Source organism: Mesorhizobium sp. B3-1-6 (genome assembly GCF_006439555.1).
Classification (GTDB): Bacteria; Pseudomonadota; Alphaproteobacteria; order Rhizobiales; family Rhizobiaceae; genus Mesorhizobium.
This window is the reverse complement of sequence record NZ_VFTM01000020.1, coordinates 63431-81566: the sequence shown is the minus strand read 5'-3', so window position 1 is coordinate 81566 and position 18136 is coordinate 63431. Positions and strand designations below refer to the sequence as shown.

At 65.6% G+C, this 18136-nt stretch carries 14 protein-coding genes and 1 riboswitch; of the genes, 8 read left to right on the top strand and 6 right to left on the bottom strand.

The annotated features are described in order from the left end of the window. Positions 1-98 precede the first annotated feature (98 nt). Positions 99-1274 (top strand): phosphoserine transaminase, encoded by a 1176-nt coding sequence (locus FJ414_RS18775; protein WP_140645846.1) that lies wholly within the window; start codon positions 99-101, stop codon positions 1272-1274. A gap of 65 nt (positions 1275-1339) precedes the next feature. Then, complete coding sequence (gene serA / locus FJ414_RS18770) at positions 1340-2941, top strand: phosphoglycerate dehydrogenase (protein ID WP_140645845.1); 1602 nt, start codon at positions 1340-1342, stop codon at positions 2939-2941. 94 nt (positions 2942-3035) lie between these two features. Here the strand turns inward: serA and FJ414_RS18765 are convergent, their stop codons facing one another. Then, entirely contained in the window at positions 3036-3935 is a 900-nt protein-coding gene (locus tag FJ414_RS18765) for a DMT family transporter (RefSeq protein ID WP_140645844.1), read from the bottom strand. Positions 3936-4255: 320 nt separating this feature from the next. Here FJ414_RS18765 and FJ414_RS18760 point away from each other — a divergent pair, with 320 nt between their 5' ends. Further along, positions 4256-5554: an adenylosuccinate synthase gene (locus FJ414_RS18760; protein WP_140645843.1), complete on the top strand. Its 1299-nt coding sequence runs from the start codon at positions 4256-4258 to the stop codon at positions 5552-5554. Positions 5555-5623: 69 nt separating this feature from the next. Beyond that, positions 5624-7420, top strand: a complete 1797-nt coding sequence (locus tag FJ414_RS18755; protein WP_140645842.1) for a hypothetical protein — start codon at positions 5624-5626, stop codon at positions 7418-7420. Between the two features lie 27 nt (positions 7421-7447). On the opposite strand, the gene FJ414_RS18750 is transcribed toward FJ414_RS18755, so the two are convergent. The 4 genes from FJ414_RS18750 to FJ414_RS18735 are packed head-to-tail and all read right to left on the bottom strand — an operon-like array spanning position 7448 to position 10505. After that, entirely contained in the window at positions 7448-7747 is a 300-nt protein-coding gene (locus tag FJ414_RS18750; RefSeq protein WP_140645841.1) for a CcdB family protein, read from the bottom strand. Next, positions 7747-7989 (bottom strand): type II toxin-antitoxin system CcdA family antitoxin, encoded by a 243-nt coding sequence (locus FJ414_RS18745; protein ID WP_140645840.1) that lies wholly within the window; start codon positions 7987-7989, stop codon positions 7747-7749. Before FJ414_RS18745 ends, FJ414_RS18750 begins: the two co-directional genes overlap by 1 nt. 55 nt (positions 7990-8044) lie before the next feature. Further along, complete coding sequence (locus tag FJ414_RS18740) at positions 8045-9859, bottom strand: ABC-F family ATP-binding cassette domain-containing protein (RefSeq protein WP_140645839.1); 1815 nt, start codon at positions 9857-9859, stop codon at positions 8045-8047. Position 9860: 1 nt separating this feature from the next. Continuing rightward, positions 9861-10505 carry a thiamine diphosphokinase gene (locus FJ414_RS18735; RefSeq protein WP_140645838.1) on the bottom strand — a complete coding sequence of 215 codons (645 nt, stop codon included), beginning with the start codon at positions 10503-10505 and terminating at the stop codon, positions 9861-9863. 136 nt (positions 10506-10641) lie between these two features. Continuing rightward, positions 10642-10747, top strand: a riboswitch (TPP riboswitch). Positions 10748-10789: 42 nt separating this feature from the next. Here FJ414_RS18735 and thiB point away from each other — a divergent pair. The 4 genes from thiB to FJ414_RS18710 all read left to right on the top strand — a co-directional run bounded on the left by thiB (position 10790) and on the right by FJ414_RS18710 (position 16065). Beyond that, positions 10790-11800 carry a thiamine ABC transporter substrate binding subunit gene (gene thiB, locus FJ414_RS18730; RefSeq protein WP_140645837.1) on the top strand — a complete coding sequence of 337 codons (1011 nt, stop codon included), beginning with the start codon at positions 10790-10792 and terminating at the stop codon, positions 11798-11800. 240 nt (positions 11801-12040) lie between these two features. Continuing rightward, positions 12041-13663 (top strand): thiamine/thiamine pyrophosphate ABC transporter permease, encoded by a 1623-nt coding sequence (gene thiP, locus FJ414_RS18720; protein WP_246672441.1) that lies wholly within the window; start codon positions 12041-12043, stop codon positions 13661-13663. Next, on the top strand, positions 13660-14445 hold the full coding sequence (gene thiQ, locus FJ414_RS18715) for a thiamine ABC transporter ATP-binding protein (RefSeq protein ID WP_140645835.1): 786 nt from the start codon (positions 13660-13662) through the stop codon (positions 14443-14445). The genes thiP and thiQ overlap by 4 nt, the downstream gene beginning before the upstream one ends. A 153-nt stretch (positions 14446-14598) precedes the next feature. Further along, positions 14599-16065 carry a M48 family metalloprotease gene (locus FJ414_RS18710; protein WP_140645834.1) on the top strand — a complete coding sequence of 489 codons (1467 nt, stop codon included), beginning with the start codon at positions 14599-14601 and terminating at the stop codon, positions 16063-16065. Positions 16066-16139: 74 nt separating this feature from the next. Here the strand turns inward: FJ414_RS18710 and FJ414_RS18705 are convergent, their stop codons facing one another. Further along, the gene (locus FJ414_RS18705) at positions 16140-18131 is read right to left on the bottom strand and encodes a caspase family protein (RefSeq protein WP_140645833.1); all 1992 of its coding nucleotides are present in this window, start codon (positions 18129-18131) and stop codon (positions 16140-16142) included. Positions 18132-18136: the final 5 nt, after the last annotated feature.

Sequence of the window (18136 nt, the reverse complement as noted above, 5' to 3'; positions counted from 1 at the left end):
AAAAACTTTGTTCTTGACGCCGAAGGTCTAAGCGCATATCGCCGTCCGTGGGCCACCCCTCCCCAACGAGGGGCCACTATCTGGAAGGATAGACCACGATGACGACGCTTACCAAGCCCGGACTCCGTCCGGCCAACCCCAATTTCTCTTCAGGTCCTTGTGCAAAACGCCCCGGCTGGTCGGTCGAGGCGCTCAAAGCTGCCGCGCTCGGGCGCTCTCACCGCGCCAAGATCGGCAAAAGCAAGCTCGAGCAGGCAATCGAGCTGACGCGCGAAATCCTCAAGGTTCCCGCGGACTACCGCATCGGCATCGTGCCGGCGTCGGATACCGGCGCGGTCGAGATGGCGCTGTGGTCGCTGCTCGGCGAGCGCGGCGTCGACATGGTCGCCTGGGAGAGTTTCGGCTCCGGCTGGGTGACCGATGTCGTCAAGCAGCTGAAGCTCGCCGACATGCGCAAGATCGAGGCCGGCTACGGCGAACTGCCCGACCTGACCCAGGTCGACTTCGACCGCGACGTCGTCTTCACCTGGAACGGCACGACCTCGGGCGTGCGCGTGCCGAATGGCGATTTCATTCCTACGAACCGCAAGGGCCTGACCATCTGCGACGCGACGTCGGCCGCCTTCGCGCAGCGGCTCGATTTCGAAAAGCTCGATGTGGTCACCTTTTCCTGGCAGAAGGTGCTGGGCGGCGAGGGCGCGCATGGCATGCTGATCCTCAGCCCGCGCGCCGTCGCCCGGCTGGAGACCTACAAGCCGGCCCGGCCGCTGCCGAAGATCTTCCGCCTGACCTCGGGCGGCAAGCTGATCGAGGGCATCTTCAAGGGCGAGACCATCAACACGCCGTCGATGCTGTGCGTCGAGGATTATCTCGACGCGCTCCACTGGGCGAAGTCGATCGGCGGGCTCGAGGCGCTGATTGCCCGCGCGGACGCCAATGCCGCGGTGCTCAACCGGTTCGCCGACAAGTCGGCGTGGCTCGGCCACCTCGCCGTCGATCCGGCGACGCGCTCGAACACGTCCGTGTGCCTTTCGTTCACCGACGCGCAAGTGGCGGCGCTCGATGCGGACGGGCAGGCGGCCTTCGCCAAGGGTATCGTGTCTTCGCTCGACAAGGAGGGCGTCGCCTACGACATCGGCTCCTACCGCGACGCGCCGCCCGGCCTGCGCATCTGGTGCGGCGCCACCGTCGAGACCGCCGATCTCGAAGCGTTGCTGCCCTGGCTCGACTGGGCCTTCGCCACGCAAAAGGCGTCGCTCAAGGCAGCGGCCTGAAATCCGTGGCGGCCTCCGGCCGCCACCATTTTCCGACACATCCAATCCCCTTCAAGGAGGCCGTGATGGCGCCCCGCGTTCTCGTTTCGGATAAACTTTCCACCACCGCTGTGCAGATCTTCAAGGATCGCGGCATCGAGGTCGACTACTTGCCCGACCTCGGCAAGGACAAGGAAAAGCTGCTTGAGGTGATCGGCCAGTATGACGGCCTCGCCATCCGCTCGGCGACCAAGGTCACCGAGAAACTGATCAATGCCGCCGGCAGGCTCAAGGTCGTCGGACGCGCCGGCATCGGCGTCGACAATGTCGACATCCCGGCCGCCAGCCGCAAGGGCATCATCGTGATGAACACGCCCTTCGGCAATTCGATCACCACGGCCGAGCATGCGGTGGCGATGATCTTCGCGCTGGCGCGACAGATACCGGAAGCCAATGCCTCGACCCATTCCGGCAAGTGGGAAAAGAACCGCTTCATGGGTGTCGAGATCACCAGCAAGACGCTGGGCGTGATCGGCTGCGGCAATATCGGCTCGATCGTCGCCACGCGCGGCGTCGGCCTGAAGATGCATGTGATCGCCTTCGACCCGTTCCTGTCGGACAGCCGCGCCGAGGAGCTCGGCGTCCAGAAGGTCGAGCTCGACGAGCTCTTCGCCCGCGCCGACTTCATCACCTTGCACACGCCGCTGACCGACAAGACGCGCAACATCATCGATGCGGCCGCGATCGCCAAGATGAAAGACGGCGTGCGCATCATCAATTGCGCCCGCGGCGGGCTGGTCGTCGAGGCGGACCTGGTCGCGGCGCTGAAGAGCGGCAAGGTGGCGGGCGCCGGCATCGACGTGTTCGAGGTCGAGCCGGCCGAGCAAAACGCGCTGTTCGGCATGGATAATGTCGTGGCGACCCCACATCTCGGCGCCTCGACCACCGAGGCGCAAGAAAATGTCGCGCTGCAGGTCGCCGAGCAGATGAGCGACTACCTGATCAAGGGCGCGGTCTCCAACGCCATCAACATGCCTTCGATCAGCGCCGAGGAAGCGCCACGGCTGAAGCCTTTCGTCAAGCTCGCCGAAGTGCTCGGCGCCTTTGTCGGCCAGGTCACCGAGGATCCGATCAAGGAGGTCGAGATCCTGTTCGACGGCTCGACCGCGACGATGAACACGCGCGCGCTGGTGAGCGCCGCCCTTGCCGGCCTGATCCGGCCGCAGGTCTCCGATGTCAACATGGTGTCGGCGCCGATCATGGTGAAGGAGCGCGGCATCATCGTCGCCGAGGTCAAGCGCGACAAGTCGGGCGTGTTCGACGGCTATATCAAGCTGACGGTCAAGACCGAGCATATGACGCGTTCGATCGCCGGCACCTGCTTCTCCGACCACAAGCCGCGCTTCATCCAGATCAAGGGCATCAATCTCGACGCCGAGGTCGGCCAGCACATGCTCTACACCACCAATGCCGACGCGCCCGGCATCATCGGCCTGCTTGGCACCGTGTGTGGCGAGAACGGCGTCAACATCGCCAACTTCCAGCTCGGCCGCAACCGACCGGGCGGCGATGCGATCGCGCTGCTTTATCTCGATGCGCCCTTCCCGGAAAGTGTGCTGGAGCAGGTACGCGCGCACAAGTCGATCGACTCGGCGAAGCGGCTGCGCTTCGACGTCGGCGGCGAGTAATGTCCGGACGTGAAAACGCCCCGCTTGCATCAGCAGGCGGGGCATTCATGAGATGGCCGTCACCCGATGGCCGCTTGCCGGGAAGTTGAGATATTCACCCTGCCTGCAGCGCTGCTCGGCTGCCGCTGTACTCGGCAAGCGCAATGCCGCCGAGGACAAGTGCCAGCGCGAAGGCCTGATAAGCCTGAAACTGCTCGCCGACGATCAGCACCGAAAGCAACGTGCCGAAGATCGGCACCAGATTGATGAACAGGCCGGCGCGGTTGGCGCCGATCAATTCGTTGCCCTTGATGTAGAGGACCTGCGAGACGACCGAAGCGCCGAGCGCCGTGTAGAGCGTGAGTGCCCATCCTCGCGCATCCGGCACGATGACGCGGCCGGATGCGACCTCCCAGACGAAGAAGGGCAGGGAGATCAGCAGCGCGGCGATCGACAGCGCCAGCATGAAACTCTGCCAGCGGATTGCCGGCTTGAGGCGCAGCCCCACCGAATAGAGGCTGTAGCAAAGCACCGCGACAAGCATGATGGCGTCGCCGAAGTTGAGATCGAACTTCAAGAGCTGGCCGAGGTCGCCATGACTGGCGGTCAGCTCGACGCCGACGATGGTGAGGACGACGCCGACGACCTGCAGAGGCTGCACGCGCAGCCTGAACAGCACGAAATTGGCAAGGATGATGACGATCGGGATGGCTGCCTGCTCGATCGAGACGTTGATGGCGGTCGTGTAGTTGAGCGCCGTGTAGAAGATGACGTTGAAGATGGTGAAGCCGCAGGCGCCGAGGCCGGCAAGCAACCTCCAGTGCCTGCGCACTTCGGGCCAATCCTCGCGCAGCGTCCGCCAGCCTATGGGCGCCAGGATCAGCACCGCCATCACCCAGCGCAGGAACACCAGCGTCATCGGCGAGACATGGCCGACGGCAAGCTTGCCCGCCACCGAATTGCCGCCCCACAGGAGCATGGTCGACAGAAGGAACAGATAGGCGGCTCGGTGCATGGAGGTTCCGGCCTCGGTGTTCGAGGGTTCAGCCCGGCCTAGAGTGGAGGCGGTGGCAAGTAAATGATGCGAAAGCCGGAATTTGTTGTGCCTGGATCAGGTTGACGTTTCGCCGGCGGCGTCATTTTGATCCAACTCCTGTGTGGGGCATGGTCACTTGCGAAAGCCGGTTCCCGCTTTTTGGGTTCGCTGACCTTCGGTTCGGGGTCATGCTCCAACGATGGTTTCGGCGGCAAAGAAAGGGTCGCGCCCGCCTGCGCTAGACGCTATAGAGGCCTGTCGTTTCAGGCCGCCCGCGCGGCATTTCAAGGGAAAAGAACATGGCCAATGTGGTGGTCGTCGGCTCGCAATGGGGCGACGAAGGCAAGGGCAAGATCGTCGACTGGCTGTCGGAACGGGCCGATGTGGTCGTGCGCTTCCAGGGCGGCCACAATGCCGGCCATACGCTGGTCGTCGACGGCAAGGTCTACAAGCTGTCGCTGCTGCCCTCGGGCGTGGTGCGGGAAGGCAAGCTTTCGATCATCGGCAATGGCGTGGTGTTCGATCCGCATGCCTTCGTCGCCGAAGCCAAGAAGCTCAAGGAGCAGGGCGTGGAGGTCACGCCGGAGCGCCTGAAAATAGCCGAAAACACCGCGCTTATCCTGTCGCTGCACCGGGAGCTGGACGGATTCCGCGAAGACGCCGCCTCAAATTCCGGAACCAAGATAGGCACGACCCGCCGCGGCATCGGCCCCGCCTATGAGGACAAGGTGGGACGGCGCGCGGTGCGGGTGATGGATTTGGCGGATTTGGAAACGCTTCCCTTGAAGGTCGACAGGCTGCTGACGCACCACAACGCGCTGCGCCGCGGGCTCGGCCATGCGGAAGCGACGCATGAGGCGATCATGCAGGAGCTGACCTCGGTGGCCGCCGAGATCCTGCCCTACATGGACCGCGTCTGGAAGGTGCTCGACGACAAGCGTCGCGCCGGCGAGCGCATCCTGTTCGAGGGCGCGCAGGGCACGCTGCTCGACATCGACCACGGTACCTATCCCTTCGTCACCTCGTCCAACACCGTGGCCGGGCAGGCGGCTGCCGGCTCGGGCGTGGGCCCCGGCGTCATCGGTTATGTGCTCGGCATCACCAAGGCCTACACGACGCGCGTCGGCGAGGGACCGTTCCCGACCGAGCAGAAGAACGAGATCGGCGAGTTCCTCGGCACGCGCGGCCATGAGTTCGGCGTGGTCACCGGCCGCAAGCGCCGCTGCGGCTGGTTCGACGCCGTGCTGGTGCGCCAGGCCGTCGCCGTCAACGGCATCAAGGGTATCGCTCTCACCAAGCTCGACGTGCTCGACGGGCTGGACGAGATCAAGGTCTGCACGGGCTACAGGCTCGATGGCGAGACGATCGATTACCTGCCGGCCAGCCAAGGCGCGCAAGCGCGGGTCGAGCCCATCTACGAGACGCTCGAAGGCTGGAAGGGAACCACGGCCGGCGCCAGAAGCTGGAACGATCTGCCGGCGCAGGCCGTCAAATATGTCCGCCATATCGAGGAACTGATCGGCGCCCCGGTGGCGCTGCTCTCCACCAGCCCCGAGCGGGACGACACAATACTTGTGACCGACCCGTTTCAAGACTAGTTTCACAGCCCTTCCCGGCGCTATGGCTGATTTGCGGCTGGCGGGAAAAGAATGCAGGTCACCTGACGCATGGCGGATTTCGTTAGTGTTCTGAAAAAGCAGATCGACAAGAAGGTGGACCCTTCGTTCGAGGTGCGCAAACAGATATACGACGGTGCCCGCGCGGTGCTGGCGAAGAAGCTCGCCGAGTATTCCCCGCCGCTTGCGCCCGATGTCGTCAGCAAGCAGAAGCGCTCGCTGGAAGATGCCATCTCCAGCGTCGAGCGCGAATATGCCAAACCCGTTCCGGCCGAGGATCCGCTGGCGGAGCTGGAGCATATTTTCTCCTCCATCGACCGCAACAAGAACCAGCCGAGCCATTCCCGCCAGCCGGCGGCGCCTGAGCCTGCCAAGCCGGATCCGTTCAAATCCGAACCGTTCAGGCCGGCGCCCGCGCCCGCCAGGACGGAACCAAGCTGGCAAAGTGCGCCGAAGGCGGAGCCCGCGCGGCAGAACCCCGTGAAAGCCGAGCCGGCGTGGCAGAACACGGCAAGGACGGAGCCGAACTGGCAGACCGCGCCAAAGGCCGAACCAGCCTGGCAGAAGGCGCCGCCGCCGATGCCGTCGCCGCGCGAGGACGATGTAGGCCTGACGGGCATGGACGATGCCGATGACGGCGGCGATGTCTTTGCCAATGACGAGCAGCCGGCGGCCGATACCTTCCAGCGCCTGCGGCCACAGCGGCAGGAACGCAAGCGCAGCTATGGCGGCTTGATCGCCGCTCTCATCGCGCTGTTGGTGCTCGCCGGCGGCGGCTACGGCATATGGCTGAACAAGAATGCGTTCGGCTCGCTCTTCGGCCTTGGCGGCGGCAGCAAGACGGTCTCGACCGAGCCGCTGGTCAAGCCGGCTCCGGCCAAGCCGGCGACGGAGACGGCGGCCGCGCCGGCTGCGCCCAGCGCCAGCGAGCCGGCCGACGCGACCAAATTCACACAACGCCTGACACCCGAGGGCAAGGAGACCGATCCCGGTCCGGCCGGCGGACAGGCCACGATCGGCGAAGGCGAATCCGTCGCGGCGCTGACCTCGCGGCCGCCGGCCGCTCCGGTGACGACACCGCCTGTTCCGGCCACGCAAACGCCCGAGGCGCCTGCCGCAACGCCGGCTCCGACCGACGCCGCCAATCCGACGCCGCCAGCGGCCGGAACAACACCGCCCGCGGCTGATGCGGCAACGCAGCCCGCGGCTGGCACCACGCCACCGGCGGCTGGAGCAACGCCGCCGGCCGCAGGCACGACGCCGCCCGCGCCAGCGCCGACGACTGCGACCGTGCCGGTAGGACAGAAGGCGATCTTCTATGAGGAGCGCACCAGCACGCAGCAGGGCACGGCCGAGCCCGGCAGCATCGTCTGGTCGCTGGTGCAGGAATCGCCCGGCGGCGATCTGCCGCCCGAACCGGCGATCCGCGCCGAGGCGACGATCCCCGGCAAGAATATCCAGTTGCGCATGACGATCCGGCGCAACACCGACCAGACGCTGCCGGCCAGCCACATCGTCGAGATGATCTTCCTGACGCCGGAAGGGTTTGACGGCGGCGGCGTCGACAACATCCTGCGCATCGCCATGAAGAGCTCCGAACAGGACGCCGGCAGCCCGCTGATCGGCATTCCGGCCAAGATCGCCGACGGCTTCTTCCTCGTCGCGCTCAACGACACCAAGGCGGACGAGGACGCCAACCTGACGCTGCTTCGCGGCCAGGACTGGATCGACGTGCCCGTGGTCTACAAGACCGGACGCCGCGCGCTGCTCACCATGGAAAAGGGCATCCCGGGCGAGAAGGTTTTCGACGAGGCGCTGAAGGCCTGGGCGGCGAAGACGTCGGGGTGAGGAACAGCGGCGGTCTTGAGCTACCGCTCAGAAGCCCTGAAACAGCATGTCGAGAGCGGCGACGATCTCATCGTGATGTCTTGCGAGGTTTCCTTCTGCCGCCCGCAATTCCGAAGCCATTACAGCCGAAATGAATTGAGTGACCATCACGTGGTCTTTGCCATCGATTCTGAAGATCGGATTTAGCCTGCGCGCCGGCAACGGTGCGATGTTGGGCGGCAGAAGCGGAACGACGACGTTGGTGTCGAGGTGTTCCAGTATGTCGGACTGGACATCAAGGAGATAACCGTCGCTTCCTGCGTTCCGATAGAAATCATAACGGGCCATCAAAACAGCCGGTGCTTGGCTAAAGGCAGACCGTTGCGTTTGACATATTCGTTGGAGCTTTCGAGCGCTTCCTTGTTCTCTTCCTGCCAGCGACGCGTTTTCTCGGCAGAAATTGCCTTAGCGATCCCTTGCTCGGCAGCGCGGGACATGTTGATGCCCAATGCCTTGGCCTCCTCGATCAATCTGGAATCAATCGAGGTGTTGACCGATTTGCGTTGCGGTTTTGCAGTTGAATGGAGCATGGCCTACCTCTTCATGCGCATAGAATAAGCGCATATCTGCGTGCAAGCAAGCTGCTCATCCCTCCATCTCTTCCCGTAGCATCTCCAGTTCCAGCCACTCTTCCTCAAGCGCGGCCAGCGTCGTGCGCTCCTTGTCGAGCGCGGCAATGGTCTTCTGGAACGAGGCCGGGTCGCGCTCGTAGAAGGACGGGTCGGCGATGTTGTTCTCCAGCCGCGAGATCGAGGCCGTCACCGCCTCGATCTTCTTGGGCAGCGAGTCCAATGCGAATTTCTGCTTGAACGAGAGCTTTTTGGCGGGGCCTTTGGGTGCTGCCTGTTCGGCTTTCGATCCAGCCTCGCTCGCCTCGGCCTTCGACCTCGCCTTGCGGTCTTCCAGCTTCGAGCCACCGCGCTGCGCCAGCATGTCGGAATAGCCGCCGGCATATTCGATCCAGCGGCCGTTGCCGTCCGGCGCGATCACGCTGGTGACGGTGCGGTCGAGGAAGTCGCGGTCGTGGCTGACCAGGATCACGGTTGCGGCAAAGCCCGCGACCAGTTCCTGCAGCAACTCCAGCGTCTCCATGTCGAGATCGTTGGTCGGCTCGTCGAGCACCAGCAAATTCGCCGGCCGCGCCAGCACGCGGGCCAGAAGCAGGCGCGCGCGCTCGCCGCCGGAAAGCTCGCGCACCGGCGTGCGCGCCTGCTCCGGCTTGAACAGGAAATCCTTCATGTAGGAGACGACATGGCGCTGCTCGCCATTGACAACAAGGTTCTCACCGCGCCCGTCGGTGAGGTAATGCGCCAGCGTCTCGGCCGGGTCGACGGCCTCGCGCTTCTGGTCGAGCGTCGCGATCTCCAGATTGACGCCGAGCCGCACGGTGCCGGCATCCGGCGCCAGCTCGCCGGTCAGCATCTTCAACAATGTCGTCTTGCCGGCGCCGTTCGGGCCGACCAGGCCGACGCGGTCGCCGCGCTGGATGCGGGTCGAGAAACCCTTGACCACGGTGAGCTCGCCAAAGCTCTTGTCGATGCCCTTGGCCTCGATCACCAGCTTGCCGGATTCGGCTGCATCGCTCGCCACCATGGTGGCAGTGCCTTCGGCGCCGCGATGGCTGCGGAAGCGCTGGCGCATGGTCTGCAACTCGCCGAGGCGACGCATGTTGCGCTTGCGCCTGGCGGTCACGCCATAGCGCAGCCAGTGCTCCTCGCGCACGATCTGGCGGCCGAGCTTGTGCTGCTCGCGCTCTTCTTCTTCCAGCACTTGGTCGCGCCATTCCTCGAAATGGGCAAAGCCCTTGTCCAGCCGCCGCGTCTGGCCGCGATCGAGCCAGACGGTGGCGCGCGTGACGCGCTCGAGGAAGCGGCGGTCATGCGAGATCAGGATGACGGCGGAGGAGGTGCGGGCGAGTTCCTCTTCCAGCCATTCGATGACCGACAGGTCGAGATGGTTGGTCGGCTCGTCGAGCAGGAGGATATCGGGCTCCGGCGCCATGACGCGGGCAAGCGCGGCGCGGCGCGCCTCGCCGCCGGAAAGGTCGTTCGGACGCTCCTCGCCGGTAAGGCCGAGATGCTCCATCAGATAGGTGGCGCGATGCGGATCGTCGGCCGGGCCGAGGCCCGCCTCGACATAGGCGCGCACGTCGGCGAAGCCGTCCATATCCGGCATCTGCGGCAGATAGCGGACGGTCGCCGAAGGCTGGCGAAACACCTCGCCGTCCTGCGGCTCGATCATGCCGGCGGCGATCTTGAGCAGCGTCGACTTGCCGGAGCCGTTGCGGCCGACCAGCGCGATCTTCTCGCCTGCGGATGCGCTGAGCGCCGCGCCGTCGAGCAGCGGGGTGCCGCCGAAGGTCAGTTTAATGCCGTCGAGATTGAGGAGTGGCGGCGCCATGTCAGCTTTCTGGAAGAGGATAGGGGTGGGCCAGAAGCAGCGCCCGGCCGCGCTCCAGCGCGATGCCGAGCCGCCCTTTGACCTCGTTTGATATAGTGAGCGAGGAGCCGAACGCCACCTCGACGCGGTCGAGCGGCCATTTCGCGCCGGTCACCGTCAGGCCGGCGAGCTCGGAGAAGCCGAGCACCGAAAACAAGGTGCCGTCGTCATAGTCGAAGCTGGCCTTGCCAGGCAGGATGGGAACGCCTTCCTGCGCGCCGCTGGTCAGCAAGACCTCGGTGCCGGCCTCTGCCAGCCGAAGCGCAAGCGCCAGGTGCAAGAAAGCATGGTCGGCGCGCTTGCCGCCGAAGGCGCCGGCCAGCACCAGGCTGGTGGCGCCACGCTTAAGCGCTTCCGCTATGGCGAGCTCGCCATCGGTCATGTCCTTCTCGGCCGGGAAGACGTTTCGCGGAACGGCGGCGAGATCATCCGACAGATTGGCAGGCACCGAGTCGAAATCGCCGACCCACAGCTCCGGCACCAGTCCAAGCATGCGGGCATGGCCGATGCCGGCATCGGCGGCGATGATGCGCGAAGCTTCGATCTGGCGTTCGAGCCGGGGCGTGCGAATAAGCTCGCCGCCAAGCAGGATGGTGAATGTGCCCATGGCCGTGGCCCTTACCAGCCCTCCAAGCGAAACGGAAGCCGGACGGCCCGCGCTTCGGTTGCGCGCCTGCTGTCCGAACATCAGCTGCCCGGCAAACTTCCGCTTGCGCGCCGCTTCGGCGGGGCCTATCTGTCGAAACGCTCTAACGGGGTGCCGGACGTGATCCGGCTGAGAGGCGATCAAGCCAACCCGCTGAACCTGATCCGGTTTGTACCGGCGGAGGGATTAGACGTTTCGGACCATCCGGCGCCTCAATCCTTGTCACTCGAACGAAGGAGGCGCCGATGCGCTCGATACTGTCCCGTCTAGTTCTGGCAACCGGTCTCGTCTCGCTTCTGGCGAGCGTCGCGCCTGCAGAGGCAAAGGACAAGCTCACCGTCTATACCTATGAGAGCTTCACCGCCGACTGGGGGCCCGGCCCGGCGGTGAAGAAGGAATTCGAGGCCGAATGCGGCTGCGATCTCGAATTCGTCTCGGTCGCGGACGGCGTCGCCCTGCTCAACCGCGTCAAGCTGGAAGGCGCCGGCACCAAGGCCGACATCGTGCTCGGCCTCGACACCAACCTGACGGCGGATGCCAAGGCGAGCGGCCTGTTCGCGCCGCATGGCGAAGTCTCCGGCATCAACGTGCCTGGCGGCTGGAGCGACGACACTTTTGTCCCCTTCGATTATGGCTATTTCGCCGTCGTCTATGACACACAAAAACTGAAGACACCGCCCAAGAGCCTGAAGGACCTGGTGGAGGGCGCCGGCACGGACAAGATCGTCATCCAGGATCCGCGCACCTCGACGCCCGGCCTAGGCCTGCTCTTGTGGGTGAAGTCCGTCTATGGCGACAAGGCGCCGGAGGCCTGGGCAAAGCTCAAGACGAAGGTGCTGACGGTGACGCCGGGCTGGAGCGAGGCCTATGGCCTGTTCACCAAGGGCGAGGCGCCGATGGTGCTCTCCTACACCACCTCGCCGGCCTATCACATGGTGGCCGAGAACACCGAGCGCTACCAGGCGGCCTCTTTCGAGGAAGGCGAGTACCTGCAAATCGAGGTTGCCGGCATCACCACGACGGGCGCCAAGAACCCGCTGGCGCAAAAGTTCATCGCCTTCATGACCGGGCCGAAATTCCAGGACGTCATTCCGGAGACCAACTGGATGTTCCCGGCCGGCAAGACCGACAAGCCACTCAACCCGGCCTTCGACAAATTGGTCAAGCCGACCAAGACCTTGCTGTTCAGCCCGCAGGAAGTGGCTGCCAACCGCAAGGCCTGGGTGGATGAGTGGCTTGCGGTGATGAGCAAGTAGGACGTCTCGGTTATTATCCTTCCGCGATGATCGCTCTACGGCGCCCCCCTCTGTCCTGCCGGACATCTCCCCCTCTAGGGGGGAGATTGGCTGTCACGCCGGCCTTCGCCAATCTCCGGCGTTGCAGGATCGAGCGCGGCGTCGAAGTTGCTAATCTCCCCCCTAGAGGGGGAGATGTCCGGCAGGACAGAGGGGGGCGCGAAGGAACGCGGCATTTGCCGAATTCCACCAAGGTGCGACGTGCAAGCCGCCGCGCACCCTGACTCCCGCATCAACGCTGGCGTCATCGCCCTTGCCGCCATCGGCTTCCTCATTGGCGGCGCCTTCGCCGGCCTTGTCCTCGAAGGCGCGCAGGATCTCTCCGGCGCTGCCGCCGCCTTCGACGGCTACCTCCTGCGCGTCGCACGCTTCACGCTGTGGCAGGCGGCTCTGTCGACGCTGCTGTCGGTCGCGCCGGCGCTGCTGGTCGCGCGCGCTTTGTCGAGACATCCGACCTTTCCCGGGCGTCGCCTGATCTTGCAGCTGTTCACCGTGCCGCTGGCCTTGCCGGCGATCGTCGCCGCGCTCGGCATATTGGCGCTCTATGGACGGGCGGGGTATCTTGCCGGCGTCTTCGCCGAACTTGGCGGTGGGAATTGGCCGGGGATCTACGGCCTCTCCGGCATCCTTGTCGCGCATGTCTTCTTCAACCTGCCCCTGGCCACGCGCCTCTTCCTCGAGGCGCTGGGCACCGTTCCCGCCGACCAGTGGCGGCTGGCGAGTCAGCTCGGCATGGGCGCCTGGCCGGCCTTCCGGCTGATCGAATGGCCGGTGCTGCGCGCGGCCCTGCCGGGGATCGCCGGGCTGGTCTTCATGCTCTGCATAACCTCCTTCACCATCGTGCTTACGCTGGGCGGCGGTCCGGCCGCGACGACGCTGGAGGTCGCCATCTACCAGGCGCTGCGCTTCGATTTCGATCCCGCGCGCGCCGTGGTGCTGACGCTGCTGCAGATCGCGCTCACCTTCGTCGTGGTCGTCGCGCTCACGCGGCTCGGCGCCAACACGGTTGGCGATGCCAATCTGCCGGTGGCGCCACGCCGCTACCTTTCGGCGGGACGGACCGAAAGCGTGCTGAACGCCGGCCTCATCGCGCTGGCCCTGCTGTTCGTCGCCGGGCCGATGGTGGCGACCGTGCTTTCAGGCCTTCAGGCCGACCTCGGCCGATTGGCGGGTGAAGCGGCGGTGCGTCGCGCGACGCTCACCAGCGCGGGCCTCGCCCTGCTTGCGGCGTTGCTCAGCGTGACATTGTCGCTGGCGCTGATCGCGGCGCGGCGCGCGCTGGCCCTGCGGCGCCGGGCAGGCGGCGCCATGGGCCTGCTCGAACATGCCGCCGACACCGGCGCCGGCTTCGTGCTGGTCGTGCCGCCAATCGTGCTTGGCGCCGGCTGGTTCCTGGCGCTGCGCCACGTCACCGATGTCTTCGCCGTCGCGCCGGCCATGGTCGTCGCCGTCAACGCGGTGATGGCGATGCCCTTCGCCATCCGCGCCATTCGCCCGGCCTATGACGCGGCGAGCGAGCGCCACGAGCGGCTTTGCCTGGCGCTCGGCATATCCGGCTGGACCCGGCTCGGCCTGATCGACTGGCCGTCGCTCAGGCGGCCCCTGGCCACCGGCTTTGCCTTCGCCATGGCGCTGTCGCTCGGCGATCTCGGCGTGATCGCGCTGTTCGGCAGCGATTCCGTGCAGACCTTGCCCTATCTGCTTTTGGCGCGCATGGGCAGCTACCGGACAGCCGACGCAGCGGGACTTGCCTTGCTGCTCGGCCTCGTCTGTCTGATGTTGGTGGTCGCCGCCGACTGGCTGGGGCGGGAAGGAAAGTCATGACGACGAGCATCGATGGCGCCGCGCAAAAGGGCCTCGCCGTCGCGCTGGAGGGCGTCTCGTTCAGCTATGGCGAATCCTCCTTCAGTTTCGACGCCGAATTCGCGGCCGGCAGGATCACCGCCATCATGGGGCCGAGCGGCTCCGGCAAGTCGACGCTGCTCAATCTGATAGCCGGCTTCGAAACGCCCGATGCGGGCAAGGTGCTGATCGGCGGCGCCGATCTCGGCAACACGCCGCCTTCGGCGCGGCCGGTGTCGATGGTGTTCCAGGAAAACAATTTGTTCGCGCATCTTTCGGTCGAAGCCAATGTCGGGCTCGGCCGCTCGCCGTCGCTCAAACTCGGCGATGCCGATCGCGCCGCCGTCGCCGAGGCGCTGGCGCGGGTCGGTCTTGCGGGCAAGGAAAGGCGGCTGCCGCGCGAGCTTTCCGGCGGCGAGCGGCAGCGCGTGGCGCTGGCGCGGGTGCTGCTGCGCGACCGGCCAGTCTTGCTGCTCGACGAACCTTTCGCGTCGCTCGGCCCGGCGCTGCGCGACGACATGCTCGACCTTATGGCCGGCATCCATGCCGAGCGCGAAATGACGGTGCTGTTCGTCACGCATCAGCCGGAAGATGCGCGCCGCATCGGCCAGGACGTGGCTTTTCTCGACGAAGGCACGATCGCGGCAACCGGGCCGGCGGATGATTTCTTCGATCGGTCTGGACCGGACGCCTTCCGGCGCTATATCGGCGATCGAGGCGGCACCGTTGCCGGATCACAACATATTGCCTGGAAGCGGACATAATTTACGGCCAAACCGGCAACGGGCGATCCGGCGTTTGCTTGCCTTGTCCGGGGGAGTGTGGCTAGGTCCGGCCATGCTGGTCCGGCTGGGCCGCGATTTGCCGAAAGAGTTCGAAAGGAAGCCGATCTGTCGACCGGCGCTGAGAAGGTTTGGATGAGGCCGCTGGCACGATTTCTCGCGCTGGCGAGCGTTGCCGTGCTGGCCAGCTGCCAGATGTTCACGCCGCCGGACGTGCAGGAAAGCGGCTTCCAGCCTTCCGACAAGCCGATCACCGTCGACAATGTCGTCGCCAACGCCAAGCTCGCCGAAATGGCGAAGGCGCAGCATCCGCGGATTCTCGCCACCTATGGCGGCGAATATTCCGACCCCAGGCTCGAACGCATGGTGGCCAAGGTCGTCGGCAATCTGACGGTGGTGTCGGCGAACCCTACCCAGACCTATCGCATCACCATCCTCAACTCGCCCAACGTCAACGCCTTCGCGTTGCCGGGCGGCTATCTCTATGTGACGCGCGGCTTGCTGGCGCTGGCCAACGATTCGTCCGAGCTTGCCGCCGTCATCGCGCATGAGATGGGCCACGTCACCGCGAATCACGGCCTGCAGCGGCAGCAGCTCGAAGCCGAGGAAGGCCTGGCGACCAAGGTGGTTTCCGATGTGCTCGGCGACAGCCCGACCGCCAAGGCGGCGCTTATTCGCGGCAAGCTCAGGCTTGCGCAATTCTCGCGCAACCAGGAACTGCAGGCCGACGCCATCGGCATCAAGTCGATCGGCGAGGCGGGCTATGATCCCTATGCGGCGGGTCGCTTCCTGCAGTCGATGTCGGCCTATACGGATTTCCGCTCGGTCAGCGGCGCCACCGACGCCAGCCTCGACTTCCTGGCGACGCACCCCAACACGCCGCAGCGCATCGAGCTGGCGCAGCGCCTCGCCCGCAATTTCGGCCCGCCCGGCGTCGGCACGCGCGACCGCGACGCATTTCTGGCCGGCATCGACGGCCTGCTTTACGGCGACACGCCGGAAGAAGGCTATGTGCGCGGCCAGACCTTCATGCATCCCAAACTCGGGGTGTCCTTCACCGTGCCGGAGGGTTTCGTCATCGACAATTCGGCGGCCGCCGTCACCGCGACCGGGCCTGGCGACATCGCCATCCGCTTCGACGGCGTGGCGATCGACAAGTCGGTCTCGCTCACCGATTACATCCGCAGCGGCTGGGTGGCGGGGTTGGAAAACGCCAGCGTGCGCCAGGAGACGATCAACGGCAACGATGCGGCGACGGCGCATGCCAGCGCGCAAGGCTGGCAGTTCGACATCGCAGTGATCCGCGCCGGCGGCCAAGTCTACAGGCTGCTGACGGCCGCGCCCTCGGCCAGCACTTCGCTGGACCCGGTGGCGCGCTCGGTCAGCGGCTCCTTCCGCGTGCTGAGTCCGGCCGAGAAGGCGGCGCTGAAGCCGCTGCATATCAGGGTCGTCACTGTCCAGGCTGGCCAGACCATGGGCTCGCTCGCCGCGCAGATGGTCGGTGTCGACCGCAAGCTCGACCTGTTCCGCGTGCTCAACGCCATGTCGCCGGGCGCGACAGTGTCGTCGGGCGACAAGGTCAAGATCGTCACCGACAGGTAGGGACTCGCGAATTCGCACCAACCAGGCGCCGTCGGCTATTTGAACAATCGCCCCCGGCCGGGAGCCGTTGTCCTTCACAAGCCGTCACTACCGGTGTCGCCGCCGTCACCTTCGCCGTCGCCGGTATTGCCACCGCCTGTGGGGGCAGCGTGGCTACTGCCACCAGTCCAGGATGACCTCCCGGTTTCCGTTGGCACCGGCTTGACCTTTGGTGCTCCCGGAATTGTCGGTGTGACGGTCTTCGGTTTCGACACGGGCACGCGGACCACTTTTATCTTCGTGATGACCTTCGGGGCCTTGCACGCCATGACCGCGGGGGTGGTGCGCGCGGGGTGCGCGGAAAGACCGAGAATGCCCATCGAATAGACGTCTTGCCGCTCCATGCCGGCTTTGAGGAAAGCCAGGGCGCGGGCCGGGTCGGCGGGCACGCCGTTGCGGCCTTCCGTGAAGATCACGGCAAGCTCCTTCATGGCGTCGACATGCCCCATCGCCGCTGCCTGGAGCAGCAGGTCCAGGCCCTTGCCGGTGTCGCGCTCGACGCCGATGCCATTGAACAAAGCGCGTCCCCAGGCGGCCAGGGCGTAGGGGTCTCCGTTGTCCGACGCCTTCGAATAGAGGCCGTTCGCCTTCGATGCATCGACAGCCGTCCCTGTTCCGGACGAGGCGATGGAGCCGAGCGCGAACAGGGCGCGGATGTGTCCCTTGTCCGCGGCTTCCTGGATGGCCTGCCTGGCCTCGTCGATCCTGCCCGCCGCCAGCAGCGCCCGCCCCAGCTCGTAACGGAAGCGCGCAATGTCGGGGTAGGACTTCACCGCCGCCTCGCAGGTCTCGAGAGCCCCGCCGCCGATCTCGTTCGGCAACCGTCCCGGGACGACGCCCTGCAGGTCGAGCGGCTCGCCAGCGGCCTGGTCGCAAGGGTCGACGCCCGGCGACAGTTTCATCGTCGCCCGCTTCGCGGCGTTGCCGACGCGGATCTCGAAGCCGACTTCGACGGAAGCGGCCGAGCCGATCTGCGGTTCGTAACGCAGATTGTCGATCTCGGCGGCCATCAGGCTCGATTGCGGCGACAGGACGCGACTGGGCAAGGACAGCGTTCCGGTCGCCGGGTAGCTCGCAAGCTTGAGGCTGATCGAGGCATCCTTGGCCGGAAGATCCAGTTTCAGCGGAACCGGGCCGACGCCGACCGGGACGCGGATATCGCGACTTCCAATCGCCTCGGCGGCATCGGTAACCTGGATTCCGCGCTCGGCCACCTGCTCGTTCTGCTGCGCGTCGGGAGGCGGCGGCGCTGGTTGCTCCGCCCCGCGCATCAGCACGACATCGTCGATCAGCGAGGAATTCTCCCACGGAACCTGCTTGCCGTTGGTGGCCTTGACCACGTCGCGGCGCACGGCCGCCATGACCGAGCGTATCTCCTGGTCCGGCGCCAGCGCGCGGCGGGAGAAGGACGACGAGAACGGGCTGAGATCGCCGGAACCGTCATAGGCGACCGCTCCCGGCTCGGTTGCATAGGCAATCAGCGTGTTCTGCGAACGTGTTATCTGCGCAAGTCCGCTGTCGCCGGCGACGATCAACTGGTCGCGCAGCCAATAGTCCTTGCGCGGGAAGGGATTGTTGCGGCAGGCGTCGAGGATGATCATCTGGATCTTCGATCTCGAGCGCAGTTGCCGCAATATGTCGTCGACCTTGATGGCCTGGACCTCCATGTCGGCCGCATCTTTCAGCGACGCATCGACCGGAATCAGGAAATTCTCGCCGCCGATCTGAAAGCCGTGTCCCGAATAGTAGACGACCGCGAGATCGGCGCCGTCGGCCGCCGCCAGATAGTTGCGGAACCGCTCTTCGAACTGAAGCCTGGTCAGGTCCTTGGCGGCGAACACCTCGAAGCCGGCCAGCCGGAACGTATTGGAGACGTCTTCCGCGTCCTTGTCGGGATTCTTGAGCGCCGGGATTTCGCGATACCCGGAATTGCCGATGACAAGCGCAACCCTTCGATCGGCGTGCGCTTCGAATGTCGTGAGGCCCACGAGGAACAGGGCTGCAAGGAGCGCGCAGCATCGCAGCATGGCAG